The organism is Streptomyces sp. NPDC059861 (assembly GCF_042731435.1).
Classification (GTDB): Bacteria; Actinomycetota; Actinomycetes; order Streptomycetales; family Streptomycetaceae; genus Streptomyces.
Window position 1 is genome coordinate 116,540 of the sequence record NZ_JBHWJQ010000015.1, and the last position, 25,672, is coordinate 142,211.

21 protein-coding genes and 2 pseudogenes are annotated in these 25,672 nt (G+C 69.9%); 15 read left to right on the forward strand and 8 right to left on the reverse strand.

Going from position 1 to position 25,672, the window contains the following annotated elements:
• Window positions 1-109 precede the first annotated feature (109 nt).
• Window positions 110-780 (reverse strand): annotated as a pseudogene (locus tag ACFV6X_RS16050) (IS5 family transposase); the annotation flags it as partial.
• Between ACFV6X_RS16050 and ACFV6X_RS16055 the strand changes: the two are divergent.
• A complete protein-coding gene (locus ACFV6X_RS16055; RefSeq protein ID WP_385383321.1) occupies window positions 753-947 on the forward strand; it encodes an alkyl sulfatase C-terminal domain-containing protein in 195 nt (64 codons plus the stop codon). The pseudogene ACFV6X_RS16050 and the gene ACFV6X_RS16055 sit on opposite strands and share 28 nt — an antisense overlap.
• 130 nt (window positions 948-1,077) lie before the next feature.
• On the opposite strand, the gene ACFV6X_RS16060 is transcribed toward ACFV6X_RS16055, so the two are convergent.
• Together ACFV6X_RS16060 and ACFV6X_RS16065 are read right to left on the reverse strand one after the other, a co-directional pair.
• A complete protein-coding gene (locus ACFV6X_RS16060) occupies window positions 1,078-1,392 on the reverse strand; it encodes a hypothetical protein (protein ID WP_385383324.1) in 315 nt (104 codons plus the stop codon).
• 73 nt (window positions 1,393-1,465) lie between these two features.
• Window positions 1,466-3,670, reverse strand: a complete 2,205-nt coding sequence (locus ACFV6X_RS16065) for a CHAT domain-containing protein (RefSeq protein WP_385383327.1) — start codon at window positions 3,668-3,670, stop codon at window positions 1,466-1,468.
• A 651-nt stretch (window positions 3,671-4,321) separates the two neighbouring features.
• Between ACFV6X_RS16065 and ACFV6X_RS16070 the strand changes: the two genes are divergently transcribed.
• The 4 genes from ACFV6X_RS16070 (at window position 4,322) to ACFV6X_RS16085 (ending at window position 6,769) form a co-directional block, all read left to right on the forward strand.
• A complete protein-coding gene (locus ACFV6X_RS16070) occupies window positions 4,322-5,455 on the forward strand; it encodes a PP2C family protein-serine/threonine phosphatase (protein WP_385383329.1) in 1,134 nt (377 codons plus the stop codon).
• A 170-nt stretch (window positions 5,456-5,625) separates the two neighbouring features.
• Complete coding sequence (rpmG, locus tag ACFV6X_RS16075) at window positions 5,626-5,790, forward strand: 50S ribosomal protein L33 (protein ID WP_365453762.1); 165 nt, start codon at window positions 5,626-5,628, stop codon at window positions 5,788-5,790.
• Window positions 5,791-5,911: 121 nt separating this feature from the next.
• The gene (ykgO, locus tag ACFV6X_RS16080; RefSeq protein ID WP_385383332.1) at window positions 5,912-6,034 is read left to right on the forward strand and encodes a type B 50S ribosomal protein L36; all 123 of its coding nucleotides are present in this window, start codon (window positions 5,912-5,914) and stop codon (window positions 6,032-6,034) included.
• Window positions 6,035-6,313: 279 nt separating this feature from the next.
• Window positions 6,314-6,769: a hypothetical protein gene (locus ACFV6X_RS16085; protein ID WP_385383335.1), complete on the forward strand. Its 456-nt coding sequence runs from the start codon at window positions 6,314-6,316 to the stop codon at window positions 6,767-6,769.
• Here ACFV6X_RS16085 and ACFV6X_RS16090 read toward each other — a convergent pair.
• The 4 genes from ACFV6X_RS16090 to ACFV6X_RS16105 form a co-directional block, all read right to left on the reverse strand.
• Window positions 6,740-7,228 (reverse strand): hypothetical protein, encoded by a 489-nt coding sequence (locus ACFV6X_RS16090; protein ID WP_385383431.1) that lies wholly within the window; start codon window positions 7,226-7,228, stop codon window positions 6,740-6,742. The two genes, ACFV6X_RS16085 and ACFV6X_RS16090, sit on opposite strands and share 30 nt — an antisense overlap.
• Before the next feature lie 139 nt (window positions 7,229-7,367).
• Window positions 7,368-10,793 carry a phosphodiester glycosidase family protein gene (locus tag ACFV6X_RS16095; protein WP_385383337.1) on the reverse strand — a complete coding sequence of 1,142 codons (3,426 nt, stop codon included), beginning with the start codon at window positions 10,791-10,793 and terminating at the stop codon, window positions 7,368-7,370.
• Between the two features lie 403 nt (window positions 10,794-11,196).
• Window positions 11,197-13,587, reverse strand: coding sequence for a Helicase associated domain protein (locus ACFV6X_RS16100; RefSeq protein WP_385383340.1), 2,391 nt, complete (start codon window positions 13,585-13,587; stop codon window positions 11,197-11,199).
• A 60-nt stretch (window positions 13,588-13,647) separates the two neighbouring features.
• Entirely contained in the window at window positions 13,648-14,484 is an 837-nt protein-coding gene (locus ACFV6X_RS16105; protein ID WP_385383343.1) for a hypothetical protein, read from the reverse strand.
• A 148-nt stretch (window positions 14,485-14,632) separates the two neighbouring features.
• On the opposite strand from ACFV6X_RS16105, the gene tap reads away from it, so the two are divergent.
• The 5 genes and pseudogenes from tap (at window position 14,633) to ACFV6X_RS16130 (ending at window position 19,939) form a co-directional block, all read left to right on the forward strand.
• On the forward strand, window positions 14,633-16,789 hold the full coding sequence (gene tap, locus ACFV6X_RS16110) for a telomere-associated protein Tap (RefSeq protein WP_385383345.1): 2,157 nt from the start codon (window positions 14,633-14,635) through the stop codon (window positions 16,787-16,789).
• Window positions 16,790-16,911: 122 nt separating this feature from the next.
• The gene (locus tag ACFV6X_RS16115; RefSeq protein WP_385383348.1) at window positions 16,912-17,055 is read left to right on the forward strand and encodes a hypothetical protein; all 144 of its coding nucleotides are present in this window, start codon (window positions 16,912-16,914) and stop codon (window positions 17,053-17,055) included.
• Window positions 17,056-17,058: 3 nt separating this feature from the next.
• Window positions 17,059-17,619, forward strand: a complete 561-nt coding sequence (gene tpg, locus ACFV6X_RS16120) for a telomere-protecting terminal protein Tpg (RefSeq protein WP_385383350.1) — start codon at window positions 17,059-17,061, stop codon at window positions 17,617-17,619.
• Between the two features lie 175 nt (window positions 17,620-17,794).
• Window positions 17,795-18,685 (forward strand): hypothetical protein, encoded by an 891-nt coding sequence (locus ACFV6X_RS16125; RefSeq protein WP_385383353.1) that lies wholly within the window; start codon window positions 17,795-17,797, stop codon window positions 18,683-18,685.
• 454 nt (window positions 18,686-19,139) lie between these two features.
• Window positions 19,140-19,939 (forward strand): annotated as a pseudogene (locus ACFV6X_RS16130) (SDR family oxidoreductase).
• A 75-nt stretch (window positions 19,940-20,014) separates the two neighbouring features.
• Here the strand turns inward: ACFV6X_RS16130 and ACFV6X_RS16135 are convergent.
• The gene (locus ACFV6X_RS16135; protein ID WP_385383356.1) at window positions 20,015-20,437 is read right to left on the reverse strand and encodes a CBS domain-containing protein; all 423 of its coding nucleotides are present in this window, start codon (window positions 20,435-20,437) and stop codon (window positions 20,015-20,017) included.
• 689 nt (window positions 20,438-21,126) lie between these two features.
• On the opposite strand from ACFV6X_RS16135, the gene ACFV6X_RS16140 reads away from it, so the two are divergent.
• Genes ACFV6X_RS16140 through ACFV6X_RS16160 form a run of 5 tightly spaced genes read left to right on the forward strand, consistent with a single transcriptional unit; the run spans window position 21,127 to window position 25,640 of the window.
• Window positions 21,127-22,500, forward strand: a complete 1,374-nt coding sequence (locus ACFV6X_RS16140) for a carbamoyltransferase N-terminal domain-containing protein (RefSeq protein WP_385383359.1) — start codon at window positions 21,127-21,129, stop codon at window positions 22,498-22,500.
• Window positions 22,497-23,486, forward strand: a complete 990-nt coding sequence (locus ACFV6X_RS16145; RefSeq protein ID WP_385383362.1) for a glycosyltransferase family 9 protein — start codon at window positions 22,497-22,499, stop codon at window positions 23,484-23,486. Before ACFV6X_RS16140 ends, ACFV6X_RS16145 begins: the two co-directional genes overlap by 4 nt.
• Window positions 23,483-23,866: a glycosyltransferase family 9 protein gene (locus tag ACFV6X_RS16150; RefSeq protein WP_385383365.1), complete on the forward strand. Its 384-nt coding sequence runs from the start codon at window positions 23,483-23,485 to the stop codon at window positions 23,864-23,866. Before ACFV6X_RS16145 ends, ACFV6X_RS16150 begins: the two co-directional genes overlap by 4 nt.
• Complete coding sequence (locus tag ACFV6X_RS16155; RefSeq protein WP_385383368.1) at window positions 23,863-24,747, forward strand: glycosyltransferase family 2 protein; 885 nt, start codon at window positions 23,863-23,865, stop codon at window positions 24,745-24,747. The genes ACFV6X_RS16150 and ACFV6X_RS16155 overlap by 4 nt, the downstream gene beginning before the upstream one ends.
• Window positions 24,744-25,640 (forward strand): glycosyltransferase family 2 protein, encoded by an 897-nt coding sequence (locus tag ACFV6X_RS16160; protein WP_385383371.1) that lies wholly within the window; start codon window positions 24,744-24,746, stop codon window positions 25,638-25,640. Before ACFV6X_RS16155 ends, ACFV6X_RS16160 begins: the two co-directional genes overlap by 4 nt.
• Window positions 25,641-25,672 lie beyond the last annotated feature (32 nt).

Genomic DNA, 25,672 nt, shown 5'->3' on the forward strand with positions numbered 1-25,672 from the left:
GTTCATGATCCCGGATGTACTCGGTTCGGTTCAGTGCTTTGCTCGGAGATGCACCGTCGCCACGGCTGGGCCGATGCCTTTCAGCCACGTGACAGGCTGCTCTTGATCAGGCACGAGTTTTCTTCGTCCACTGGCTGGTCCGCGGCCTTTTCCGGGTCAGACGTCGGGTCATCACGGTGATGAGTGCCCAGTTCAGATGTGCTTCGGAGTGCTGGGGCAGCCGTTCGTAATCGCGTGCGTTGCGGCGGGCGTTCATGCACCAGCCGATCGTCCGCTCGACCTTCCAACGGCGGGGCAGGACGACGAAGCCCTTGGCGCCTTTGGGCCTGGTGACGATGCGCAGGGCGAGCCAGAGGCGTTCGCGGGGCCCAGTCCACGAGTTCGCCGGCGTAGCCGCGGTCGGCCCAGACCTGGGTGATCTGCGGTGGGTGAGACGCAGGCGCCAGAAAACGTCGCGGGCGGCGTCGCGGTCCTGGATGTCGGCGGGCGTCACCGTGATCATCACCGGCAGGCCGAGCGTGTCCACGGTGATATGTCGCTTGCGGCCGTTGATTTCCTTCGCGGCGTCGTAGCCGCGGCTGTTCCTGCCGACGGTGGAGGCGCCCTTGACCGACTGGGAGTCCACGATGAGCGTCACGGGGTGCGGGCAGCGGCCCTTCCGGTACGGATCCGGTGTCGGAGTTGATCGCGGATGTAGGTGACGACTCCGGCCCGGTTCCACCTCCGGAAAAACCCGTAAACCGTCTCCCGGGGTGGGAAGTCCGCAGGTAGGGCCCGCCACCACGCTCGACGAAGCCGCCCTCCGCGCCGTCCTCCTCGGCACCGTCACGCCCGATCAGCTGGCCGGCCGTTCGGACGTCGAGAGCACCGGCGATCCGGGAAGACTGTCCGCACTGCTCGGCCACCTTTCCGCCCCGGACACCGACTTCGCCATCGTCACTCCCTGACCCGACCACGGCGAACATGCCGGGACCGCCGACCGACGGATGTCCGCCGGCCACAGGTAACGGAGCCCCTCGTCCAGACTTGGTGCCGGCGTGCACCCGCGATGCGGATCCCCAGCCACGCCGACACCCTCTAGTCGTCTTCCTCCGTAAGGGCGTCCTGGATCCGCCGGGCTACCGTGGCGACGTCTATGCCGTTGGCGGCGGGAATCTCGATGTTGACCTTCTCACCCTTCGCCGTGATCTGGACCGTGATGCCGGTGGGTCGGCCGAAGGTGTTCCGGATGAGCTCCGTGAGCCGGAGGAAGGTGTCCGGTGCCTGAAGGAGGCTGATGGTGGTGGTGGTCACGGTGATACCGATCAGGGCGATCTCGGCGGCGGAGCCCCGAGTGCCCGGGCGGATCGCCAGCCTCTGACGCACGAGAGCGTCGGCGAGTTCGGACGGCATGGCTACGGCAATCAAGAGTGGCCCTTTCATAGGTGTCGGAGTCGGCCGTGCGGTGCGCGCGGACGAGACTGTGTCAGTACGCCTGGTAAGAGGCCCAGATGACGGGGTGCGGGTCACGGACGTCGTCGCCGGTGTCGGTCGTTCCGCGCAGTGAGCAGATCTTCCACTCGTTGAGCATCCGCAGCTGAAGCCTTCTCAGCAGGGCCGCGTGATCGCCCTGCGGCCGCTCCAGCATGCCCTCCACGATCAGGTCCTCGAACACCTCGGTGAACGACGAGTCGAGGATGTCGACGGACGTGGCGATCACCTGGTCGGCACCCGACTGGACGGCACCGGCGGCGAGCCCGATGGCCTCGCCGCCGAGGGACGAGGCGGTCGAACTGGAGCAGCACGACAGGACCACCCGTTGCGGCATCGGCAGGAACGGTGTGCCGTCGTCGAGGCTGCCGAACAGTTCCCCCGAGCTCACGAAGTCGTCCCCGGCCAGGGGAAGGGCCGCCCACGCCGGGTCGGAGTCGTGCACCGCGTGCCCGCGGTAGAAGAACAGCCCCTGGGCCGAAGGCCCGATCCGGTGGAGCGCCTGGAGCAGGGCTTCCTTGGTGGCGGGCACGGGAGACCCCACTGCTTCCAGCAGTGTGGCCGCGCTCCGTACCACGGACTCCGAGGTGCGCTCGCGCAGCGTCCCGTCCGGGTTGTCGCATGCCAGCAGGAACGGTGCGGGTGATGAGGAAGGCTGCCCTGTCCGCGCGCCGCGCACCGAGCGCATGAGCTGAGTGGGGGTGGAGGTCCACATCCGTAGTGCGGCCCGTTCCACCAGTCGATGCTCGGTCCCCGGGATCATCGCGATCGGCCAGGGCACACAGGCGAGTTCGCGTGCCGGGGAGATCGTCAGTGGCAGCGGATCGGCTTCCGTGGCCGCGCTCAGTTCCTCGACCAGCGTTGGCGGCAGGAGATCGCCGACCGTACGGGTGATGATCTGTTCCTCGGCCGACTTCCAGCTCTCGAGATGTGTGTAGGGCTCGTAGTAGTCGCCGGGTCCGCGCCGGTAGGGGAACAGGCTCCAGGTCTTCGGTTCGGACGACTGGGCCTGCCCGGCCAGGGCCAGCAGTACCGGCTTGACCCGGTCCCGCTCCCGGAGGTCCTCCTTGCCGTATCCGATCGGCTTCGCGTCCCGGGCGGCGAACCAGAAGAGGTAGCCGTCCTCGATGTGCGAGGACCAGAAGAGGCCCGCGGGCAGCGCCTCGTCCAGAGGCCGGGGCGCGAGTGCGTGCGCTCTCTCGGCAGGCAGCACGTCGCCGTAGTGGGGCGTGAGAAGCGTCGTGCCCTGAAAGGACACGGGCGAGGGGAAGTGCAGCAGCGTCGCACCGAACGCGTCGTCGAGCGCGGTGAAGAGTGCCTGGGAGACGAGCGGTGTGCTGCTTTCGGCCGCATCGGTCGCCTCCGCCGACGTGCTGAACCCGCTGTCCGCGAGCTTCGAGGTCTCCTCCTCGGCATCGACCTCGACGACCGTTCCGATCATGGACTGGAGGCGGCACGACTCGATGAGTTCGGCCACGGCCCGGCCGTCGCCGAGGGCAGTCGCCGATGCCAGCGCCGCGTGCCTCGATGGCCCGAAGTTCGCCCAGAGAGCCACACGTTGCGTGTGCGAGCAGGCGCGGTAGCGCTGAGCGTCCAGCTTTGCCCATGCGGCGAGAGCAAGACCAAGCCCTTCCTCGTAGCGGCCCAGGGCCACCCAGATCGCCGCGGACCTCTGCTCCAGTTCCCCGATCAGCCAGTAATCGGCCCTCTCCTCGGTCAGCCGCCCGATCGCCGAGGTCAGGACCCCCAACGCCCGCTCCGGCTGAGCGTCCTCGGTGAGGCGCTCCGCCAAGCAGGAGGCCAGGTACGTGTACGGGATGATTCCCAGCTTGCGCACCCGCTCGATCCCGGCTACGTCGTGCGCGCCGATGCCCGGCGTCTCATCCAGCACCCGCGCGGCTATCCGATGGAAGACGGCGGACGCTCCGTGACTCGCCCCTTCGATGGTCTTCAGATGGTCGAGCGCGGCGTCCCGGTCTCCTGCCTTCATGGTGAGGACGACCAACTGGCAGAAGGTCCGGCGTTTGTGCCGACGTGTGGGCCAGTAGATCGCGGCTCCCGCGAAGCACTCCGCCGCGGTGGCCCAGTCGGCGAATCGCACATATTCGCGCCCGAGCAGTTCGTAGAGGATCGCCAGCTGCCTGTCGGCCGGCGGCAACGAGTCCCGTGGCCCGGGGTGTTGGACAATGCGAATCAGCATCGAACGTACATAGGAGACCCCCGCGTTTCCCGAGTCGTCGGCATCTGCGAGGGTCACCCCGCCAAGGACCCCCTCGAGTTCCAGGAGGTCACGGCGCAGTGCATCCGGCAGATCCGCACTGTGTTCGAGAAATGCGTCGATGAGTGCTGCGATCCGCTTGATGCCGGGGGAAGCAACAGTCCCACGGTCCGGACGTAACCGGCGTCGCCCGAGACGTCCCGCCACAACGAGAAGACGTCCATACGCGGTTGATCTCATGCCTGCCCCCCAACGGCTCAGGCTCCCCTGTACGGCACCAGGAGATTCGGGGCGCAGTGCGACCGATGTCCGGCAGCGGGGTAGCCATGGAAATCATGCCGTCCCCCGGCGGCCGGAAGGGCTGGTTCACGCAATTTCGGGATACGCCAGGCGAGGCACGTCCCGAGCTGGGTGCAGTGGCTCAGCCGGCCTGCTCGCGGTCGTGTCGAGGCCGCGGTGCGCGAGCCGGCCAGCCCGGCATCCATACGCGTGTCGCTGAGACCGTGCCGGATCAGCTCGTCCGCGGGCTGACGACCGCCGACGTCGACCGGGGCCGCCGGCCAGTCGGCCCCCCCGCCCCGACGGTCCGACGCTCCCCGGGCGGCGCCGCTCGCGGGGGTGTATCCAGTACGTATGACTCCTCGGCGGCTCCGTGCGGATCACCATTTGCCGGAGGAGCCCCGCCGCTTTCTGCTGGTGGCGCCGATCCTGCTGATCGCGGTCGTCACGGCGGTCGACATCCTCGCCCCGCCCAGCGTCCATCTGGGCCCTTTCCTGGTCGCAGCGCCCGCCGTAACGGCGTCGTTCGCCGGTCCCCGCACCACGGCCTGCGTCGGCGCGCTCGCCGTCCTGGCGCAGGTCATGGTCGCGATGGTGCGCACCACACTGGTCGACCTGAATCACGCCTTCCAGATCATCGCACTGATCCTGATCTCGGCGATCGTGACACTTTTCGCCTACTGGCGGGAACGCCGTGAGGACGAGATGACCCGGCTGCGCTCGGTCGCGAAGTCCGCGCAGGGCGTCGTGCTCAGACCGCTTCCGCATCAGATCGGCCCGCTGCGCATCGCCTCCGTCTACCTGTCAGCCGAGCGTGAAGCGCAGCTCGGCGGCGACCTCTATGCCGCCGCCCGTACGGCGCTGGGGACCCGGATCGTCATCGGCGACGTCCGCGGGAAGGGTCTTGAGGCGGTCGGGGACGCTGCCCTCCTGCTCGGCGCGTTCCGGGGCGCTGCCCACCGTCAGGCGGACCTGGCCGAACTCGTCGCCTTCCTGGAGGGCACCGTCTCCTCCGATCTGGACGACCCCGTCGCCCCCGAGGACAAACCCGATGACCTGGGCGAGGCATTCATCACCGCAGCCGTGCTGGATGTACCGAACGACGAGTCCGCCCTGTACCTGATCAACTGCGGGCACCCTCCGCCCCTGCTGGTGGGCGGGGGCCGGGTCCGCCTTCTGGAGGTGAGCCGGCCGGCGCCGCCCCTGGGGCTCACCGAGTTCGTGGACACCGACCTCTCCCCGCAGCGGTTCGCGTTCGAGGCGGGTGACATCGTCCTGCTCTACACGGACGGTGTCATCGAGGCCCGCGACGGCCACGGCACCTTCTACCCGCTCACGGAACGAATGGAACGCCTCGTCGGCGGCAGGGTCGTCGGACCTGAGGCCTTGCTCTCCCGGCTGCGCGAGGACCTGCTGCGGCACGCGGGTGGGCACCTGGGTGACGACGCCGCCATGGTGGCGATCCAGCGGCTGCCGGGACCGTCGTGAGCAGACCACGGCAACGTCCGTCGGCAGTGGCAAGTGGGCTGTCGAGAGCAACCGCGCGGCGGAGGGTGTCTCGGTGCCGGGTCGGGAATGCGACGGCGAAGGCCGCTGTTCTTCACGACAGCGAATGGCATGCACTCGCCAGTCGCGGTCTGTGGTGAAAGGAGGGCCTCATGGCACGCAACGCCACTCGTCCCGTCGTCACGCTGAAGTCGACGGCCGGGACCGGCGTCACGTACGTGACGCGCAAGAACCGTGGGAACGACCCCGACCGGCTCGTCCTGCGCAAGTACGACCCGGTGGCGGGGGAGCACGTCCTCTTCCGTGAGGAACGCTGAACGGTGCCACCGGCGGCGACCCATGCCGGATGCCCTGGCGGGAGCACGGCACGACGCCCACCCGCCTGTCGCCGCCAAGGCCGTAGGCGAATCCCCCAGCACGCACAGGAGGTGCAGAGTCATGAAGGTACGTAAGTCCCTGCGTTCACTGAAGTCCAAGCCGGGGGCGCAGATAGTGCGCCGGCGGGGTGTGACGTTCGTGATCAACAAGAAGGACCCGCGCTTCAAGGCGCGCCAGGGCTGACGGCGCTCCGTTCTGACCGACAGGTCCGGCCCCGCCACGCGCGGGGCCGGACGGGTCCACAAGGGCGGGGAGTCATAACGACAAGGGCGTCGACGGCATCGAGAAGCCGCTGGGGCGTACCGGACTCGGAGCGGCAGCAGCGTGTGCGCCCGGCATGCGGGGGTGAGCTCCCACGTCAGTCACCTGAGTGGTTTGGGCATCGGGCCCGACGATCGGCTGCCATCTCCTCCTAATCTCTCTCGGTAGTCGCATGACTACTGAGAGCGAAAGGGGAGAGGGATGCGTTTCACGTCCACTGGCCGACTGGCGGCCGTTGCCTCGACAGCACTGCTGCTGCTCGGCGGGGCTGCCACCTCTGCACAGGCGGCGGCACCTGGACCTGTCCTGTACTCGATCGACTTCTCCAACCCCCAGGAGCAGGACGACAACAATCTGCCCGAGCCCTACGGAAGGGTCTGGCTACAGGCGCCCTGGGGCCAGCAGACCGCCCTGTGGGAGCACCCGGACGTCGGCCTCAACACGCCCACACTTCCGCGCTACCCCGACGCCGCCCCCTACGAGATCAGGTTCGCCGACCACCCCGTCACCGAGGTCTGCGCCGTCGTGAACGAGGACGACACCGGCATCAACGACGACGACGTACTCGCCGCGGGCTGCGTGCCGGTCCACGGCCCCGGCAGCTACACCGTCTCGGGCGACGACGGATCAGTCACCGTCAACCTGTACGACGTCTGACAGCGCTGCTGAGCTCGTCGCCCCTCGCCCCCGCCGTGGCCCCGCAGGCCACGGCGGGGGCTGCTGCGGTGAAGCGCCTGGCGGACGTGAGTCCGGGAGTCCAGCGGCGTCATCACGGATCGGCGAGTGACCGTACTCATCGCCGAGGAGCGTCGTTGGCCAGGTGCGAGCAGCATGCGTCGCCTGACCCCGCACGCATCCACGAGGTCCCGATGACGCGCCTCGCCCGGTCATACTGCCGATCGCCGTACTCACCGTGGCAGCCGCGCTTGCTACGGCCGGCAGGCCGGGCGGGCCGCTCAGCCGGCTCTCGGAGATCCGCAGGACCATGGCGAACAGGTCGACGGCGGGGATGCGGTCATTGACCTTCCCTGTGGCCTGGGCCTCGACGATCGCCGCGACTCTGACCTCATAGCTGGCGTGGCGCTCGTCCTCGGCCGGTCCGGCGAGGTCAAGGATGCGCCAAGAGGGGAGAGGGCCGTCAGATCAAGCCGGGCGCGCATCTCCCGCTGCTCTCGGTGCTCTCCTGTGGCCAGGAAAAGGCGCAGGACGCCGATGGGGTGCCCGGGCATGCCCGGGCACCCCGTCATGGGTCAGGTCACTGAACGACGGTCCGGGCGCTGCCCGTGATGCCGCCGGAGGTCACCGAGATGGTGACGGTGCCGGCGCGGTGGGCGGTCAGGCGGCCGGTGGCGGGGTCCACCGATGCGACCTTGGGGTTGCTCGAGGACCAGACGTGGGAGGCCGGATCCGCGATCGGGATGGTGAGCGGTGCGATGTTGTCGCCGGCGATCATGTCACCGGTCGCGGTAATGGTGACTCGATCGCCCTTGGAGATCGGGTCCTCGGGGCCCTTGACGGTGATGGATGCCAGGGCCGGCTCGACGCTGAACTGCAGGTCACCGTCGTTGCCGATCCGGATCAGACCGAAGTGGTAGAAGCCACCCTGGTCGGCCGGGGCGTAGGCCGGCATGCCGAGGTCCGCGAAGGTGAACTGCGGGATGCCGCCCTCGTCGACGGTCGTGCTCTGCCCCTCGGGGTCGAGGATCTGCTCGGCGAAACCGCGGGCGTGACCGTACATCATGATCACGTGCTGCTTCGGGTGCGTCTCCTGGTAGCGCTGCACGAGTCGCAGGTACATACGCGCCTCCCAGCGGTCCGTGAACTGGCTGTTCGCGGCCGGGTGCGGGTCGTACGCGGGCATGTGGGTGATGACCAGTACGTCCCTGGCGGTGGTTTCCGTCAACTGCCGCACCAGCCAGGGGTACTGGGCGCCCTCCGGGTCCTGGAACGGGTCCGAGGACTGCAGGCTGCCGTGTGAGTTGTCGGTGACGATCATCCGCGCCGCGCCCTGGGTGTAGGCGTAGTGGGTGTCACCGAAGGTGTCGCTGTAGTTGCCGTTCTCGGAGTCGGCGCCCTGGGTGATCTCGTGGTTGCCGACGATGTCGCGCTCAGGGATGCCGAGGGCGTCCATCTTGGACTTGGCGTACTGCAGGTCCACCAGTTTGCCGTCGTCGGACATGTCACCGAGGAACTGGGCAGCGTCTGGCCGGGCCTGCGGGCTGAGGGCGGGCAGCCGCTTGGCGATCGTGTCCATCACATTGCTGCTGACCGACCCGGGGTCGCCGGCGAGCATGTGCGCGTCGTCGCCGGCGAGGAGGGTGGTGCCCTTCTTGGCGAAGTCGGCTGAGTTCTCCTCGAAGGACAGCCACTTCGGGTTCTTCGGGATCGCGGTGTACTCGGGCACCGTGACCGGTCGCGGCGAGTACAGCGCCTGCAGGCCGGCGACGTTGAGCGAGCCGCTGTAGGCGGTGCTCGGGCTGATCGCCAGGAAGTCGATGAAGCTGATCGTCAGCGGGAACTGCATGCCGGCGGGCAACTGGGCGACTGCGAGGTGCCAGCCCTTCCACGTGACGAACGTCGGGTACAGCGTCGTGGACGTGCCGTTGACGCCGATGTACTTCTCGGCGAGTTCGATGCCGTTGCCGTCACCCTTGATCCAGACCCCTATGCCGGTGGGAACCTGGCCGTTGTGGGTGTCGGTCTTCAGGGTGACGCGGGGCGAGAGGACCAGCTGTTTGACGCCGGAGCCGGCCGGCATCGAGTAGTCCAGGCGCAGCGAGCCGGACTCGGTGGAGCCGGGCGGCACGACGCCGGGGTCGGCGGTCAGGTCGGCGGGCTTGCCGGTGGTGTTGTTGCTGAGCCGCCAGACGTCGAGGCTGGTCATCGGGTCGATGACCTTGCTGACGCTGCCGACTGCGATCGATGTGCTGCCGGTGGCGCCCGCGACGTGGGCGCTCACCTCGGCGAGGCCACCGTGGTCGGCGTCGGCCGTGAACAGGCCGTGCGCGTCGACGGTGCCCAGGTCGTCCGGGGTGACTTTCCAGGTGGCGGCCTCGGCGGGGATCTGCACCTCGTCGCCACCCTCGACGGTGCCGGAGAGGGTGAGCTGCTGGGTGGCGCCGTTGTCGAGGTCGGCCTTGTCCGGCGAGACCGTGAGGGTCTCCAGCTTGCTCACGACCTCGAGCTTCTCCGAGGTGGAGGCCCGGCCGTCGTACGCGATGATCCGGCCCGTTCCCGCGCGGTGCGGGGTGAGCCTGCCGTTGTCGTAGGACGCGAGGGACGAGGGCACGACCCGGACGTGGACCTGGCCGGCCGACGGGTTGGCGTAGCGGTCGACGGAGTGGACCGGGAGCGGGACGGAGCCGCCGGCGACCGTGGTGACCTTCTCACCGCCGTTCACCACGACCTTGACCGCCGGTCCTGCCTCCTTGGCGGTGGAGTAGAAGAAGATGCCGTTGGCGACCGGGCGTTCGGTGTTGCCGGGCAGGTCCGAGGGTGTGTTGACGAGCTCGGCCTGGTGCGCGCCGGGAGCACGGCTGACCATGCCGGTGGAGCCGCCGCCGTCGAAGAGCATCGCGGTGTGGGCGCCGTGGGCGACCATGTAGCCGGCGACCTCGTCACGGGTCACGCCGAAGGCGGTGGAGGCGCCGCCATGGCCGTCGACCGCGACGACGATCGCGTGCTTGCCGTCCTCGGTGATGCCGACCGCGGTCTCCGGGTTGGCGCCGCTCGGCGGGGTGCCGGTCAGGTCCTTGTAGACCTTGCCGTCCTTCACCAGCGTGTCGACACCGCTGATCAATTGGGTGACATCGTCATCAGGCGAGAGCCGGGTGGTGATGCCCACCGTGTCGCCGCTGTGCAGGTTGTCGGTCAGCCACTGCCCGCCGTCGCCGCCACCGAGCAGGCCGAGTTGGTCGGCGGCCAGTCGCGGAACGGTGGTGACGCCGGTCTGTACGCCGTCGACGACGAACCTGCCGTCGGTGACGTGGCCGACGGCCAGGGTGGAGGGCTTGGTCAGGCCCGGGGTCTCGCCGAGGGCGGGGGTGACCTCGGTGATGCCGCCGGACGTCACGTCGTTCACGGTGTTCACCGAGGTGAGCGAGCGGGTCGCGGAGCCGGCGGTGATCGTCCCGGAGAAGGTTTCCGGGCCCATCACCATCGTGCCGTCGGGCTTGACGCCCAGTTGGGAATCGAAGCCCGGCTTGGGGCTCTTCAGCAGGCGCCCATCGGTCATGATGCCGCCGAGCGGTCGGCCGCTGGCGTGGATCTCGAAGTAGTCGCCGTTGACACCGGCCACCGCGTGGGTGCGGTGGGCCATCGATGACGGGGTCTCGTCTGCCGGGTTGGTGATGGTGTCGTCGGCCTGGACCATGCCGACCCGGAGGTTCGGGTCGCCGAGGTCGGCCTCGAGCACCTGGATGTGCTGGCGGCCGCCAACGGTGTCGTAGGTCTCGCTGTAGTGCTCCAGGCCGCGAGTGACGGTCTCGGCCGGCGTGCGGGTGTGGTCCACGACCAACGGCCAGTTCTCCGGTGTGTCCGGGAGCCAGTTCCCGTTCGCCGCATGGCTGTCGGCGGCCGTGTCGTCGGCCGAACCGGATGCGGTGCCTGCTCCCGTCACAGCACCGGCGAGCGCCAGTGCCACCGCGGTCGCCACTGCGGTACGGCGAGTGCCGACTCCCACAGGTCTCTTTGCGCGAAGTCTCATCATGTGTTTCCTCATGGACATGCGCGCCGGTGGGCACCGGCGCGCACGACCACCGCACACCGGTTCGGCGGATCGGAGGTTTCCGTTCCGGGCGACGCAGGTGAGCATCAGGAATGCTCTCCCACCGCATTTGGTCAAGATAAGTAAACTTTCAACTTTTGCTCGTCCCGGAGGATCTGGGGGACGGTGCCGCAGCAGTGGGTGGCCAGGGCTCCGGCGCCCCGACATACGTCTCGACAAGCGCCACCCGGGCCGATGACGTGGCCAAGCCCGGCTTGATCCCGCCGAACCGGCCGGCCACTGCCGGCATCGAGAGCGAACAACGAATACAGCCGCTGCCCCGAAGGTCCTCTCGCGGCAAGACGCCGTTGTTCAGCGGCTACGTCGCCCATTGCAGCCCGAGGGCGGCCAACTGCTGGAGCTTCTCGGCGCTGAGCTTGTCACGCCTGGTTCTGGTGTTCGACAGCCACACGCCGAGTTTCACCTCGGTTCCGTCCGGCAGAGTCTCGACATGGGTGCGGCTGACGGGGCCGACGAGGCCGGTGCGGGCCTTGTACTGGACCAGGGCCGCAATGCCCCGCTGGAAAGCTCCCGTGCCGGTTTTGCGAGCCGGGGCCGGGGCCTCCTGCTCCGGCGGTAGTGACGCGACGCCGATTTCCTCCAAGAGCTCGCGCTGCCCGCTGCTCAGGCTCTGCCATGCGGTGTGCTGTCGGTTCTTGTGCAGCCAGCGCCCGATGTCCATGCCGTGAACGGTGACGCCGGGGAGGACATCGGCCGTGCCCTCTTCGTCGCGGAGCAGTTCGCGGGCGGCGGCGTAGTGCCGCTGCCAGTCGGCCGGCCACGCCGGATTCCAGTGCTCGTCGATCTGCTCCAGCGCCTTGGCCCACTCCGGGTGGCCGTCCAGGGCGCCGGGTCGGCGCAGGTTCGACAGCCACTGTCCTACCGGCCGGTCCAGGGCAGTCGCGGACCGAGGCGCACACAGGGTCCAGTGCTCCTCGTGGTAGGCGCGGGCGGCCGCTAGGTTCTCCTGGAACCGTTCGTCCGTCAGCGACCAGACCATGCCGAGCTTTTCCAGTCGGGTGGCGCGCCGGCCGGTCAGCTGGCCGGCTCCGTAGGCACGTCGTTGTTCGGCGATCCACTGCCCCAGGGGGTAGGCGCCTTCCTTGTGCCCGTACGGTACGCGGGCGTGGCCTTCGCGTTCGGTGTACCGCTTCAGTGCTGCCCAGCCGCGGGCCCAGTCCTGCTTCTCGGTGTCGATGACGTTGAAGGACACCCACTCGGCGACCATGACCGGGTCGCGGGGCGCTGCGAACCGCAGCAGCAGGCGGGATTCTTCCTCGCCTTCCTCCGGGGCGGAGCCGATCCAGGTCGAGGGCTGGGCGACGTTCTTCTGCGGCTCCTGGGGGACGGCGAGGAGTTCGACGGCTTCCTCGTCGTGTGCGCGCAGGCCGGCCAGGACCTTGACCAGGGGCCGGTAGGACGCGGAGGTGAACATGTCCTCGGGTCGCTCCCCAGGGGACAGGAAGACCGGGACGATGAGCGAGGCGAGCTTTCGCTGTCCCGGCTTCTGGCGCAGTGCGCGGCCGATGGCCTGGACGATGTCGTGGGGTGCGCCCTTGGAGTCCAGCAGGGCGACGCTGTCCACGGCGCGGATGTCGACGCCTTCACCGAGGACCCGGCAGTTGGACAGGACGGCGCGTCGGGCGGTGGTGCCGAAGCCGGCCAGGACCTCGCGTCGGTGTTCCGGGGCGTGTTCACCGCACAGCCAGTCCGCCCAGATTTGTGCCGGGTACGTCTCGGGCTGGTCGGCGTGCAGCTTGGCCGCGACGCGGTCGAGTCCTTCGGCGTAGGCCTGCGCTTCCATCGTGCGGTGGTGGAAGGTGATGCAGGTGTTCAGGTCGTGGTCGGCCATGGTGCGCAGCAGTGCGGCCTGCAGGGCGCCGAGCCGTTGCCCGCGCACTTCCTCACCACGGCCTTCCTCGGCCATCAGCCGCTCCGGTGTGACCACGGGGTCGCTCAGTTCGACCACGATGATCTGGTAGCGGGCGAGCAGGCCGCGGGAGACGGCCGAGGCGAGGGTGAGCTTGTACAGGACGGGGCCGAAGACGGACTCGTCGTCCATGGAGGCGACCAACTCCCGGGGCAGCGGGTCCCGGACGCCTTCGGCCACCTCCCAGTTGGGCCGCTCCTGCCAGATCCGGGGCGTGGCGGTCAGGTAGAGCCGACGCGCGGCGGGGATGACCTGCTGGTCGTGAACGTCGGCCCATGCCTTGCCCATCGAGCCGCTGGTCCGGTGCGCCTCATCGACCACAGCGAGGTCGACCGGGGCGAGTTGCTGGCCGTACGCGCCTTCGAAGGCTTCGGCCAGGACAGGCAGTGAGGCGTAGGTGGCGTAGATGGTGACGGGTCCCTGCCCGTGCCACAGGGCCAGCTGGATCGGGTTGGTGGTGCAGCGCACCTTGAGGTTCCACAGTTGCGGGTCGTCCTGGAGCGAACACACCGCCACAGCAGGTCCCTTGTGGCCGGCGTGGTGCCACGCCGCCACCGACTGAGACAGCAGGTCCAGGGTCGGCACCAGCACGAGGACGCGGCCGCGGGGCGCGAGCCGCTTCGCCGCCGCGGCGGCCATGAAGGTCTTGCCCGTCCCGCACGCGGCATGTACCTGCCCCCGTAGTCCGTTCGCGGGGATCCCGCCCGGCGGCACGTCCAGGCCACGCACGATGGCGGCGACGGCCTCGATCTGGTGATCCCGCAGCCGAACCTCGGACATGGTTCCACTCTCCAGCCTCATTGCATTGGAGCGTTCACTCTTCAGGGCTCGCGTGCCGCCTCAGGCGTGGGGAGGAGCGTCAAGGAACCGGTGGAGGGATGCCGTCATGTGCGTCACGAAGGAGTCACGGGTCCGGTCGGACACCAGACCCAGGGACAGGTACGGGTTGAGGTCCTCCAACTCGACGAGCAGCAGCTCGCCTTCCCGAGTGCGGCAGGCGTCCACGCGCTGGATGCCGTGGTCGAGCGTGTTCCAGTCGAGGAAGCGCTGAGCAAAGGTCAGGTCGGCGTCGGTGGGCTCGTAGCGCTCAAGTTTCCAGCGCCGCTCGGGATCGGGGGCGTGCAGGGCGTACTGGAAGGTGTCGTCGATGTAGTAGAAGGACACCTCGTAGCGGAAGTCGATGCGCGGTTGGACCAGGATGTCACCGTAGGCGATGCCACCCAGCTGCTCTCGGGGGACGAAGGTCAGGCCTATGGAGTCCGCGCCCGCCTTCGGCTTGACCGCGTACTGGCCGGCCTCGGGCAGCAGATGCAGGTGCTCGGACCGGGCGATGGTGGGGATGACGGGGTATCCGGCGGCGGTCAGGTCCAGCAAGTACTGCTTGCCGGCCATGTCGCCCCGACCGGACAGCGGGTTGTAGACCCGGGTACCGCGGGCAGTGGCCCGCTCCCGGAAGGCGTCGTATTCGTTCTGGTAGTGCAACACGGGCCCGCTGTTGCGGACCACCACCACATCGAAGGTGTCCATCAGCGCGGCGGCTTCCAGCGGGTGGCACAGTGCGATGTCGAAGTGGTCGCGCAGTCGGGAGGTCAGCCATATGTCCTCGTCGCAATAGCGCCGTCCCCGGGCCTGGTAGGCAAGGTCGGTGACATACAGAACTCTGCGGCTGTCGGGCAACGTGCGTCTCCTTGGACGGTGCCACTGTTCATGCGACGCACGGTCTGCGCAGCGCGTCGTCAACCTAGCAGATGCATCCGAGTAAGTTAAACATAAGGCTAAATTCGGGGTTAATCGATGCTAGGGTGCGGCTGGGAGGTAGACGTCTATGGCCACCGAGGAAGAGCTGTTCGCCAGCGTGGACGCCCTGCTGGAGGAGGAGCCCCAGCTTCCGTCCCCGGCGGAGCGGGCCCGGCTGCGCGAGGCGGCCGGCATCACCCAGGCCCGCCTCGCGGCCGCGCTGCGCAGCACGACGCAGAGCGTCAAGAACTGGGAGAACGGCCGCTCCGAGCCCCGCCCGCCGCGGTTGGAGGCGTACCAGCGACTGCTGCGCGGCTGGGCAGCGAAGTACCCCCCGCACGGCGCGCCCGCCCCTGCGCCTTACCTGGCAGCCACGCCGCAGCCCGAGGCGCCGGCCACCTCCACCAGCCGGGCCGCCCAAGAACGGGAGAGCGCAGCGCCGTTGGAGGTCGCCGCTGCCCAGGCCTCATCCGAGCCCCCCGCCGTGCAGGCCTCAACCGCCCCCCCCGCCCGCACGGCCGCGCGCCCGGCTACGTCTTCGCGACGTCCGGCCGAGCAGAGGGCCGGGAAGCCCGCCCCCGACTCGCGGTTTCCCCACGGCCCGCTCGCCGTCCTGGACGGTGACGGCTCCGCGTACGGCGTCGACGGCATCGTCCTCGACTGCCCCGCGACCACGATCCCGGAGCTGGTGGAGTGGACGCTGCGCGATTCCGCCCTCGGTGCCGCCAAACTGCACCGCTACGGCAAGGACAGCGACCCGCTGATCGTGCTGACCGCCGCGGCAGCCGTGAAGCTGGGGCTGCCGGAACGCCTGGAGGGCCACGAGCAGCGCCGCTCCCTGCGCCTGCCCGCCGACCACCCGGTCGTGAAGCAGGTCGCCAAGGCCAAGTGGCAGCTGACGCAGCGGGGGTTCGGCCCGTGGGCGCGGATCTACCGCAAGGCTCAGGGACGCGAGCGGCAGTGCGTGCAGCTGGCGATCCTCTCCTGGGACGCCCTTGATGAGCGGTCCTGGCCTGGCGTCGTCGACATGGAACCGGCCGACATCGCCCGCGTCCTCGGGCTCTACGCCCAGCGGATCATCACCCCGCGCGGCTCCACGGCCGTCTCCGGGCTGGAGCTGATGACGGCGCTGCGCCCACCCACGCGCGCCGAGCGGGACGAAGCGACCGGCAACTGGGTGCCCGGTCACAATCCCGGATCCCTGGGCACGGAGCCCATGGACCCGGCGCCGCCGGAGGCCACGCCGGAGCACCCCGTCGTCGTCAACACCGGCTGGAGAGGCGGATTCCTCAACGAAGAGGCGTACCAGTGGGTGCGGCCGGTGGACTGGCTGACGGACGCGGAGTGCATGCTGCCGTACGCGGTCGGCCTGGACCTCAACACCGCGTTCCTTGCCGCTGCGGCCCGCCTCGTCGTCGGTCTGTCCGCACCGGACCACTTCCACGCCCCGAAATTCAACCCGAAGATCCCCGGCTCCTGGCTGGTCGACCTCTCCCACATCGAGCTGGACCCGCGCCTGCCCTCGCCGTTCACGCCGGACGGCACCCGCCCGACGGGACCTGCCTGGTACCAGACACACACCGTCGCCTACGCCCAGGAGCTCGGCCACAACGTCCAGCCCGTGGAGGCGTATCTACGCCGTGAGACCGGCGCGTACCTGGACCCGTGGCACGACCGCCTCAAGAACGCGTACGTCGACACCCTCGCCGACCTCGGCGTCACCCGGGACCTCACGGACGCCGAGTTCCTCGCCGCGATGGAACAGCACAAGCAGATCGACCCGGCCCTGGTCGCCGTACTGTCCGCGATCAAGGCAACGGTGAAGGGCGGCGTCGGCAAACTGCGCGAGCGCCCCCAGGGCAAGCACTACAAGGAGGGCGAGCGGTGGTCGGCCCTGGAGCGGCCCACCTGGCGCCCTGACATCCGCGCCGCCGTCATCAGCAAGGCTCGGGTCAACATGCACCGCAAGCTCAACAACATGGCGAAGATGACAGGGCTGTACCCGCTTGCCGTGCTGTCCGACTGTGTCGTCTACCCCTCGCCCGGCGCCAGTCCGCTCGACATCCTGCCGTACGCGGCCAGCGGGAAGCCTCAGCCGGGCGGGTTCCGCCTCGGGCCCACGCCGGGCCTGGCCAAGATGGAGGGCGTCCAGCCGATGATGTGGGCGGTGGACCTGATGGAGCAGGGTCTCAACCCCGCACGCCACATCAAGGGCGGCGACGCCGTACTGGACGAAGGCGAGTAGGCCCGTGGTCAGGACACCGACGCACTGTCGCTGGAGGCGGACGGGGAGTCGCAGACGACACCGACACCGCCTGGAGGCGGACGGGGAGTCGGAGTCGACACCGACACCACCTGGAGGCGCGCGTGGAGGGCCTGAGGAAGGACATGCGCACCCGCCGCTCATCAGCCTGGTTCGAGCTGTGGCGGCACGACTTGCGCGAGACGCGCGGGACCTGGTTCCCGCTGGTCGACCCGAACGACAAGCACTTCACCCCTGAGGGGAGCTGAACCGTGGCAGGAGAGATCGAGGACGCGATCGAGAGGGCCGACCGGGAGTCGTTCACCCGGGAGCCGCCGAAGACGTTGAAGGGCAAGATCGGCTACCTGCTCAAGCAGTTGGGCAGCGCGAAGGCCGTCGCTCAGGAGATCGGTGTCACCGCCGACTCCGTCAACCGTTACCGGCGCGGCGCCCGCAAGCACGCCCGCGCCGACGTTGCCGCGAAGATCGACGACGCGGTGCGCGCCCGGTGGCAGCCCGGCGTGCGCAAGCGCCGGCAGCGTCAAGCCGCCAGCACACGTGGCATCACGGTGGAGACGCGGGCCCGCTTCGGTTACACCGCGCCGGTCGGCACCACCGACGACGGACGCTTCCGCCGCCTCACCGTGCACCTTCCCCCGGAGCACGCCCGCCGCCTGTTCGAGGCGCGCGACGCCGGAGCCGGCGATCAGCAGATGCGTCAAATCATCGCCGACGGATTCAAGGAAGTGTATTTCCAGGACGGTGGTGCCCGCGCCATGGGCCTTTCGGACGTGGCCATCAACGACATCGACTACCTGGATCTCGACTTCTAGCACCAACTCATCTCGGGAGGGCGCGGCGTCGACGGCGCGGGTGAGTTGGGTGGCGTCGACGAGCGGTTTCAGCTGTTGGTTACCCATAGTTGATCTCGTGTTCGTGATCAAGTAATGATTGACAGCGGCGCTGAGTACGTCAGAAGGTGCTTACTCGGACGGCTGGGGTGGGAACGTGGAACGGCAGCAGTATGTGGAGCGGCAGCAGTATGTGGAGCGGTGCTCAGAGCTTTTCGCGGTGGGTGGCTATGCCGCTGTGAGAGCAGCGGCAGAGGCGGGGCTCGATGAGTTCGGGCCGGATCCGGTCCTCTACCGCTGGCTCGGACAGGCACACGCCGCGGAGGACGAGGAGGACCATGACCGTGAGGCTGAGTCCGCGTATCGCAAGGGCCTCGCACTAGCGGCGGACGATCTCGGGCTTCTGGTGTCGTATGTGGAGCTGTGCCTTCGCTCGGACTCTTTCGAATACCCGGGTCGGGCGCGCCGCGCGGTGCTTCTGCGAGAGAGAATCGAAGAGCTGGCGCCGCCCGGGTCGGCTGAACGTGAGCGAGTCGATGATGCGACGGGCTGGGCCGGACGGGGTTATTGGGACGACCTGAAGGTCGCCGCTGCTAGAGGGCGAACTCAGCAGGCAGCCACAGCGGAGCAGAGCGTGCTGGTCACCGACGCGCTGCGGAGAGCCGCTCGTGGCGAGTCCAACGAGGACACAGGGGAAGACCTCCGGGCCGCTGAACTTGCCGCGGCGGTTGAGCTGTTGCAGGGGGCCCGGAACGCACCGCTGCGCCTGCTTCTCGCGCACCGGGTCGAAGCGTATGTGCTGACGTTCGTCGCGTCGTTCGGCCTGAATAAGGCACTGGTGTGGAGTGGAGTGCTGGAATTCAGCCTGTGGGGCTGGTTGTTCTGGGTCCCCGTACTCGTTGCCGAAGCCAAGCTCCGCCAGGCCAAGAGGCTGGGACAGGAGCGCGTCATCGCGCGCATACAGGCGCGCCACAACGAACCAGCTGAAGCACTCGGTCACATGACCGCGGACCCGAACGACGAAGCCCAGCGAGCGGCGAACCGGTAGCCGCCGACGGCTACCAGCGCGCGGAGGAGGACGCCGCCGACGGCCACGCTGTGTGATGCTGTTGCGACGCCGGTTTCCCAAGTCGGCGGCGGAGTCGCGGTTCGATGCTCCCCGGGCAGGAGAGTCGGCCAGGAGCCAGGAGCCAGGAGCCAGGAGCCAGGAGCCAGGAGCCAGGCTGCGGGCGGCGGTGGATGATGGCGCGCTGCGCCCCTTGTCGTCTTCTGGCTTCTGTTCGTGACGGTCGTGGAAGCCACGAGCAGCAGCGAGGCTGACGGCAGACCCGGCCGGCTCCCCGTCAGGCGAGCGCAAGGTACCGCGTCGGCGGTGCGGGTACCCAGGGGACACAGGGTGCGGGTCCGACATCCACACGGGCGAGCCCCTGAGGTACTTCCTGCGCCGGCAGCCGTCTCCTCGCCGGGACGGTTGCCTGAGCCCTCAGTCACTTGGAGCCGCCATGGAACCGCACACCACTCCCGTCGCCCTGATCACCGGTTCCGATTCCGGGATCGGCCGGGCCACCGCGGTCCGGCTGGCTGAAGCCGGCCTGGACATCGGCGTCACCTGGCACCGCGACCACGAAGGCGCGCAGCGGACGGCGGATGAGGTCCGCGAGACAGGACGCCGCGCCGAGATCGAGCAACTGGACCTCACCCGGCTACCGGAAGCCGCTGACGTCGTGGACGGGCTGGCCGAGCGGCTCGGCAGGATCGATGTACTGGTCAACAACTCGGGGACGGGCACCATGACGCCGTTCCTCGAACTGGATCTCAGCACCGTGCGCCAGGTCTCGACGTCGATCTGGTGGGTCCTTTCCTGCTCTCCCAGCGCGCCGCCCGCCACATGATCGCGCAGGGTGACGGCGGCCGGATCATCAACATCACCAGCGTCCATGAGCACCAGCCACGCGTCGGTGCGGCGCCGTACTGCGCTGCCAAAGGCGGGCTCGGGCTGCTCACCCAGGTCATGGCGCTGGAGCTGGCCGAGCACGGGATCACCGTCAACGCCGTCGCTCCCGGGGAAATCGCCACGCCCATGACAGGTCAGGAGGACGCCGACGTCAACTCCGAGCGGCGACCCGGTGTGCCGCTGGGACGCCCCGGAGACGCCCGCGAGGTCGCGGCCGTGATCGCGTTCCTCGCGGGCCCGGATGCCTCCTACGTCACGGGCGCTTCCTGGGCGGTCGACGGAGGCATGCTTCGGATGGGCCCGCAGGCGGGCAGCCATCTTCCCGACGATGCCTGGCGGCGCCCCTGATCGTGTGACGCCCCGAGCGTGCTCGGGGCGTCACACGAGCAGGACCACCATGCCGATCAGCCTGATCGCCAGGCGTCACTGGTTGGGGGGCGCGGCGCTGATGTCGCCGAGTGCCGAGTCCGGGTCACGCTCGATGGCCAGGTCTCCGATGGAGACGATGCCCAGCGGGTGCTGCCCTTCGTCGACCACCGGTACACGGCGCACGGAATGCTCGCGCATCACATTCACCGCGATGCGCAGGTCGTCGTCGGGTCCCACCGTGACGAGATCGTCGCTGCACGCGTCGGCCACGGTTGTGTTGTTCGGGTCGCCGCCCTCGGCCATCGCACGTACGACCAGATCGCGGTCGCTGACCAGGCCGCGCAATCGCTCGCCCTCGGTGACCAGAACGGCGCCGATGTTCTCGTCCCGCATCATCCGGGCCACAGCCGTCACCGAGGTCTGCGGCTCTACAGTCATCGGGGCGCTCGTCATGACGTCGCTGACATGCTGGGTCATGGGAACCATCCTTCCTTGGTGTGGGCGGTGGTTTCATCGCCGTTCCGCTCCGAGTACCCGTGGGTGAGCGCCACGATGTGGATGCTGGGAAGGACTTTTCTCGCAGCACGTGGCCTCCGAGGAGGTCGTGGTGGACCCGCACCACAGTCGGCCTGAGGGCCGCGGGTACAGCCGTCGAACGCGCCGGGCACAGCTTCCGCGACCTCGACACCGAAGGCCGCCACTGCGCGATCATGGAAGTCTGCAGGCTGGCGGCACACCTCCGCCAGGTCCTGATGTGCGTCCGCTGCAGCCACGCTCGACTGCCGCTGCGCTTTCGGCGATTCCGTTCACCTCTCCACCACGCCGGCTCCGCCTCGCGCATCCGGTGAGCGAACGGCCGTCGATGACCCCGCGCGCCGCCAGTCCGATACCCGGCTCGCGCGGCAAGGGGCGGACTGGCAACGGCGGTTCGGGTGAACGAGGGCCTGGAACACATGATTCACTGGTTCATTTGCTCAGCGGCCGCTGAACGGGTGCGGCGCACTCGGGGCTGGGGACGTGACGGAAAGTGGCTGCCAAGGCGCTGAGAGGAACGGCGGTGGCTGCTGGGGTCGGCTGTGTCCAAGTGTTTGAGACAACCGCAGGACAGGCACTCGCAGACGCGCAGCAGCAGTCACCCGAGCCTCTTGGGGACGGAGCTACATTCCATGCGCATCCTCGGCATCAAGGCCCAGTTCCACGACCCGGCCGCCGCTCGCGTCGTCGACGGTCACACGGTCGCGGCCGCCGAGGAGGAGCGTCTCAGCCGCCGCGAACACGGCAAGCGCCTGGCGCCGTTCTCTGCGTGGGAGCTGCCCGGCCTCTCCACCCGCTGGTGCCTGGTGCGCGCGGGTGTTCGGGCGCAGGAGCTCGAAGCCGTCGCGTACTCCTTCGGCCCGACGCTCGCTCGCCCCGCCCATGAGATGGGGCTGAACGATCTCCGGTATTCGCTGCCCTTGGACTACGCGCGCCGCGCCCGCGAATTCCTCGCCGAGGCCTTGCCCGGCCTCGACCTGGGCCGGGTGGCCTTCGTGCCGCACCACGTGGCGCACGCCGCCTCCGCCGGGCTTGCTTCGCCGCAACCGGACGGCGCCGCCCTGGTCCTCGACGGCCGCGGCCAGGCCTCCTCCCATCCGGCCGGACGCTACCGCGACGGCAAGCTCGACACGCTCGCCGGGCAGTCGCTGCCCGACTCGCTGGGCCTGGTCCGCGAGGAGCTGACCGAGCACCTGGGCTTCCTGCGCAGCAGTGACACGGTGATGGCCCTCGCCTCCCACGACAAGCCGCGCTTCTTCCCCCAGTTACCTCAATATGTTCACCCGACCGGCGGCGGCTTCCGCTCCCACGGCGTCAACCGGGCCCCCTTCGCCCCGCCCCGGACGGCGGGCGAGGAGTGCACACAGCAGCACGCCGACCTCGCGGCCGGCACCCGGGCGGTCCACGAAGAGCCGCTGCTCGAACTCGTCCATGGGCTGCACCGTGAGGCCGGGGGCGAGGCGCTCACGATGGCCGGCGGCGTCGCCCTCAACTGCGTCGCAAACTCCAGGACCGCCGAACGAGACCCGTACCGGCACGCATGGGCGCACCCCGCGGCCGAGGACGCCGGAACCGCCCTCGGCGGGGCCCTGCACATGGCGGACATCCCGCGGGCGATGCCCGACGCCGATCCGGGCCGCGGATGGAGCGACGACGATCTGGCCGCCTGGCCCGACCAGGCCGCGATCCCTGACGACAAGCCCGACGACATCGCCGGGACGGTCGCCGACGAACTGGCCTCCGACGGTGTGGTCGCCTGGTTCCAGGGCCGCGGCGCGTACGGGCCGCGTGCTCTCGGACACCTCTCCCAGCCGGCCCACCCCGGCCGGGCGGGCGCCCACGGCATCCTCGTGCCCGCCCCGCAGACGCGGCCGGAGGACACAGCGAGCGCGAGCCGGGTGGCGCCGGACTCCCTGACCTCCGTGCGCGCGGTGCCGGCCGGGCCATCGCCATGGACCGCCCCGGCCACCGAAGCCGCCTACGACAACCGCGGGAGGCCACGATGAAGGCTCTCGTCACCCGCCTCGACAGCTTCGGTGACGTGCTGCTCGCCGGGCCCGCCGTCCGAGCCGTCGCTGCCCGCGCCGACACCGTCACCCTGCTCGTCGGCCCCCGGGGCGCACCCGCCGCCCGCCTGCTGCCCGGCGTGGACCAGATCCTCGTGTGGGACGCCCCCTGGGTGGGCCTCGACCCCCCGCCCGTCGGCCGCGGAGAGGTCGAGTTGCTCGTCGAGACGATCGACGCCGACAGCGCCGTGATCCTTACCTCCTTCCACCAGTCCCCGCTGCCCACCGCCCTGTTGCTGCGCCTGGCCGGTGTCGGACACATCGCCGCGGACAGCGAGGACTACCCCGGCTCCCTTCTCGACGTACGCCATCACCGTGCGCAGCACGCCCACGAGGCGGAGGCAGCGCTCGACCTCGCCGAGGCCGCGGGCTTCCCCGGGGTCGACGACGGGCGGCTGCGGGTGCTGCACCCGCCCGGTGCCACCGCGGTGACCGGCCGCGGGCCGTATGTCGTGCTGCACCCGGGCGCGAGCGTCCCCGCCCGCGCCTGGAGCCGCGAACGCAGCGCGGAGGCCGTACGCGAACTGGCCGCCGCAGGACACCGCGTGGTGGTGACCGGCGGGCCGGACGAGCGGGACCTGACCGCGTACGTCGCCGGGCGGCACGGTCTCGATCTGGGGGGCCGCACAGGCGCCGACGAGTTGGCCGGCGTGCTGGCCGGGGCCGACGCCGTCGTCACCGGCAACACCGGGCCTGCCCACCTCGCGGCCGCCGTCGGCACCCCGGTCGTCTCGCTCTTCTCCCCGGTGGTGCCGGCCGAGCGCTGGCGGCCTTACGGCGTGCCGTACGTGCTCCTCGGTGACCAGCTGGCGCCCTGCGCGGACACCAGGGCCCGCACCTGCCCCGTGCCCGGCCACCCATGCCTGGAGTCGGTGACCGGGCACGAGGTCGTGGTCGCCGTCGAGAAGCTGATGGGGGAGACATGAGGACCCTGCTCCGGCACGTGCACAAGTCGTGGACCACGGCCTTCGCGCCGGCCGAGGAGGCACGGCTGCCCGGCATCGATGTGTTCGGCGACGGCCTCCCCTTCGGCCGGCTTCTCGCGTCGGTCGCCGAGTCCCGCGCCGTGGTCAGCGGCGACACCGGCATCCCCCACCTCGCCGTCGCCCACGCAGCACCCTCCGTCACCCTCCTCGGGCGCGTGCCGCCCGGCCGCGGGGGCCCGCCCGTGCGTCCGCGGCACCTGGTCCTGTGGCATCCGGGCCCGGACGGTGATCCGCAGGGGCGCCGCCCCGCCCCGGTCCTGCTGCGGATCCGCCCCGGGGACGTCCTGGACGCCCCCGGCCGACTCCTCGACCCGTCATGAGCCACGCTTCCGTCGGCGTCGTCATCGCCACCCGCAACCGTGCGCCCTCGCTCGCCCGCACCCTCCGTCACCTTCTCGCCCTCCCCGAGCGGCCTCCGGTCGTCGTCGTCGACAACGCCTCCACCGATGGCACTAACGAGCTGCTCTCCCGGGAGTTTTCCGAGGTCCGAGTGGTGGCGTTGCCGTCGAATCGTGGTGCCCTCGCCCGTACGGACGGGGTGCGCGCCCTGGACACCCCGTACGTGGCCTTCAGCGACGACGACTCCTGGTGGGCGCCGGGTGCCCTGAGCCGTTCAGCCGAGCTGTTCGAAGCCCACCCGCGACTGGGCCTGCTCTCCGCGAAAACCCTGGTCGGCCCGGCCGCCGAACCGGATCCGCTCAACGACTTGCTCGCCACGTCGCCCCTGGGCCCGGCGACCGACCTCCCCGGCACGCAGGTCCTCGGCTTCCTGGCCTGTGCCTCCGTCCTCCGCCGCAGCGCCTACCTGGACACGGGCGGTTTCCACCCGGTGCTGTTCTTCGGCGCCGAGGAGACCCTGCTCGCCTACGATCTCGCCGCCCGCGGCTGGGGCGTCACGCACTGCCCCGACGTCGTTGCCCACCACCACCCGGACCCGTCGCCCCGCACCGGCCGCCCGGTCACAGTCCCCCGCAACGCCCTGCTCACCGCATGGCTGCGGCGCCCCCTGCCGTACGCCCTCGCTCGCACCCGCGACCTGACCGCGGAGGCCCGCCACGATCCCGACGCCCGCCGCGCCCTGCGCGAGGCCCTCGCGTGTCTGCCCGCCGCACTGCGGGCCCGCAGCCCGTTGCCCCCGCAGGTCGAGCGGGCCGCTCGCACCCTGGACACCGCATCCACAGCCACCGGAGCAACGGCATGACCGACCCCCGCACGACCGTCGTCGTCATCACCCACAACCGCCGCCCCGAACTGCTGCGCACCCTCGACCACCTGGCCGAACTGCCGGAACACCCTCGCGTGATCGTTACCGACAACGGCTCCGTCGACGGCACCGCCGCCGCCGTCGTGCGCCACCACCCGGAGGTACAGCTGCTGCTCCCCGGCCGGAACCTCGGCGCCGTCGGCCGCAATCTGGCCATGCGCCACGTGCACACGCCGTACGTGGCCTTCTGCGACGACGACTCATGGTGGTCGCCGGGCACCCTCTCCGGTGCCGCCAACCTGCTCGACCGGCACGCGGCAGTCGGAGCGGTCACGGCACGCATCGTCGTCGAACCGGACGGCACGGAAGACCCGATCGTCACCGAACTGCGCAACTCGCCGATCGTGGGGCCGAGTTGGCTGCCAGGTCCGGCTCTCGGCTCCTTCCTGGCCGCGGCGACGGTGCTGCGCGCCGACGCCTTCCGGGCCGCCGGCGGCTTCCATCCCCGGCTGTGGCTCGGCGGCGAGGAGGAACTGCTCGCCGCGGACCTCGCCGCCGACGGCTGGTGGCTGACGTACGCAGATCACCTGACCGTCCATCACCAGCCGTCGGTCTCCAGAGACGCCACGCTGCGCCGGGGCCACGGCATCCGCAACACGCTGTGGTTCACCTGGCTTCGCCGCCCGGTCGGACCGGCGTTGCGCCGTACCGTGCACTTGGCCCGCACGGTCCCGCGCGACACCGTGTCCCTGCGGGCCTTCGCAGAGGCCGCAGCCGCGCTGCCGTGGGTGCTGCGCGAACGGCGGGTGCTGCCGACGGAGGTCGAGTCCCGACTGCGGCTCCTGGAGGACTCCCAACGTCGCTCGACCGCCCGCCGGTACACGGGCTGAGCGGGGCCGCGTGCTGGGCGGCCCCGCTCATC

Coding starts and splice junctions, on each gene's coding strand:
- ACFV6X_RS16060 (WP_385383324.1), bottom strand. CDS start 1,392: ATGCCGTCCGAACTCGCCGACGCTCTCGTGCGTCAGAGGCTGGCGATC.
- ACFV6X_RS16065 (WP_385383327.1), bottom strand. CDS start 3,670: ATGCTGATTCGCATTGTCCAACACCCCGGGCCACGGGACTCGTTGCCG.
- ACFV6X_RS16070 (WP_385383329.1), top strand. CDS start 4,322: ATGACTCCTCGGCGGCTCCGTGCGGATCACCATTTGCCGGAGGAGCCC.
- rpmG (WP_365453762.1), top strand. CDS start 5,626: ATGGCACGCAACGCCACTCGTCCCGTCGTCACGCTGAAGTCGACGGCC.
- ykgO (WP_385383332.1), top strand. CDS start 5,912: ATGAAGGTACGTAAGTCCCTGCGTTCACTGAAGTCCAAGCCGGGGGCG.
- ACFV6X_RS16085 (WP_385383335.1), top strand. CDS start 6,314: ATGCGTTTCACGTCCACTGGCCGACTGGCGGCCGTTGCCTCGACAGCA.
- ACFV6X_RS16100 (WP_385383340.1), bottom strand. CDS start 13,587: ATGTCCGAGGTTCGGCTGCGGGATCACCAGATCGAGGCCGTCGCCGCC.
- tap (WP_385383345.1), top strand. CDS start 14,633: ATGGCCACCGAGGAAGAGCTGTTCGCCAGCGTGGACGCCCTGCTGGAG.
- ACFV6X_RS16135 (WP_385383356.1), bottom strand. CDS start 20,437: ATGACCCAGCATGTCAGCGACGTCATGACGAGCGCCCCGATGACTGTA.
- ACFV6X_RS16140 (WP_385383359.1), top strand. CDS start 21,127: ATGCGCATCCTCGGCATCAAGGCCCAGTTCCACGACCCGGCCGCCGCT.
- ACFV6X_RS16145 (WP_385383362.1), top strand. CDS start 22,497: ATGAAGGCTCTCGTCACCCGCCTCGACAGCTTCGGTGACGTGCTGCTC.
- ACFV6X_RS16150 (WP_385383365.1), top strand. CDS start 23,483: ATGAGGACCCTGCTCCGGCACGTGCACAAGTCGTGGACCACGGCCTTC.
- ACFV6X_RS16155 (WP_385383368.1), top strand. CDS start 23,863: ATGAGCCACGCTTCCGTCGGCGTCGTCATCGCCACCCGCAACCGTGCG.
- ACFV6X_RS16160 (WP_385383371.1), top strand. CDS start 24,744: ATGACCGACCCCCGCACGACCGTCGTCGTCATCACCCACAACCGCCGC.